The organism is Anaerococcus nagyae, assembly GCF_017874535.1.
Lineage (GTDB): Bacteria > Bacillota > Clostridia > Tissierellales > Peptoniphilaceae > Anaerococcus > Anaerococcus nagyae.
Map to the genome: position 1 here is coordinate 1 of NZ_JAGGLS010000014.1, position 1,800 is coordinate 1,800.

Here is a 1,800-nt window from a genome sequence, read left to right on the forward strand (position 1 = left end):
TAACTACAAAAATCACTAGATTAAACAGTAAGATATATGAATAAAAAATATATCAAAGTCTGGAAAAAAGTATTCTAAAACCGATAAAAATGGCACTTATGTATAGATTTAAATACTCTATCAGTGGTAGAGGAGCATTGTATTAGGGAAGAAGCCTAAGCGAAAGCAAGTGTGGACTTAATACAAGAGAGAATGCTGGCATGAGTAGCGAGAAGGAGTGTGAGAATCACTCCCGTCGAAACCCTAAGGACTCCTGAGCAAGGCTCGTCCCCTCAGGGAAAGTCGGGACCTAAGGCAAGGCCTAAAGGCGTAGCCGATGGATAACAGGTTTATATTCCTGTACCGCTTAAAGTCGCAATAAGAGACGTGATGACGCAAGAGGATAAACTATCTGCCCGATGGAAGGCAGTCTAAGCACAAAGGCCGATTAGTAGGCAAATCCGCTAATCATAAAGCTGATGTGTGATAGGTATCGAAAACATGAGTAGAGAAGTAGTCGATTTCAAATTGCCAAGAAAAGTCACTATCAAGACAAAAGCGCCCGTACCAAAACCGACACAGGTAGGGAGGTAGAGAATACCAAGACGCGCGGAAGAACCTTTGTTAAGGAACTCGGCAAAATGTCCCCGTAACTTCGGGAGAAGGGGAGCCAGAGCGATCTGGCCACAGAAACCAGGCCCAAGCGACTGTTTACCAAAAACACAAGTTTCTGCAAAATCGAAAGATGAAGTATAGGAGCTGACACCTGCCCGGTGCTGGAAGGTTAAGGGGAAGGCTTAGCATAAGCGAAGGCTAGAACTTAAGCCCCAGTAAACGGCGGCCGTAACTATAACGGTCCTAAGGTAGCGAAATTCCTTGTCGGGTAAGTTCCGACCCGCACGAAAGGTGTAACGATTTGGGCACTGTCTCAACAAAGGATCCGGTGAAATTGTAGTAGTCGTGAAGATGCGACTTACCCACGCTAGGACGGAAAGACCCCGTGGAGCTTTACTGTAGGCTGATATTGGATTTTGAGATTAGACGTACAGGATAGTTGGGAGACAAAGAAACTTGCACGCCAGTGTAGGTTGAGTCAACCTTGGGATACCAACCCTCTAATATCAAAATTCTAACATTGACCCCTAATCGGGGCAAAGGACATTGTCAGTCGGGCAGTTTGACTGGGGCGGTCGCCTCCCAAAAAGTAACGGAGGCGTTCAAAGGTTCGCTCAGAATGGACGGAAACCATTCGAAGAGTACAAAGGCAAAAGCGAGCTTAACTGCGAGAGATACATCTCAAGCAGAGTAGAAATACGGACTTAGTGATCCGGTGGCACCGCATGGAAGGGCCATCGCTCAACGGATAAAAGCTACCCCGGGGATAACAGGCTTATCTCCCCCAAGAGTCCACATCGACGGGGAGGTTTGGCACCTCGATGTCGGCTCGTCTCATCCTGGGGCTGAAGTAGGTCCCAAGGGTTGGGCTGTTCGCCCATTAAAGAGGCACGCGAGCTGGGTTCAGAACGTCGTGAGACAGTTCGGTCCCTATCCAGCGTGGGCGTAAGAAATTTGAGAGGACCTGTCCTTAGTACGAGAGGACCGGGATGGACATACCACTGGTGTACCAGTTGTTCCGCCAGGAGCATAGCTGGGTAGCTAAGTATGGCACTGATAAGTACTGAAAGCATCTAAGTACGAAGCAACCCTCAAGATAAGATTTCTAAGAGTACGTAAAGAAAATACGTTTGATAGGTCCAAGGTGTAAGTGCAGTAATGTATTAAGCTAATGGATACTAAACTTTAAATCTTGACTGGAAATAT

General features: G+C 46.8%; 1 rRNA gene. It reads left to right on the plus strand.

What is annotated here, in order from left to right:
• Positions 1 to 1,794: ribosomal RNA gene (locus J2Z39_RS08380) — 23S ribosomal RNA — on the plus strand; the annotation flags it as partial.
• Between the last annotated feature and the right edge of the window lie 6 nt (positions 1,795 to 1,800).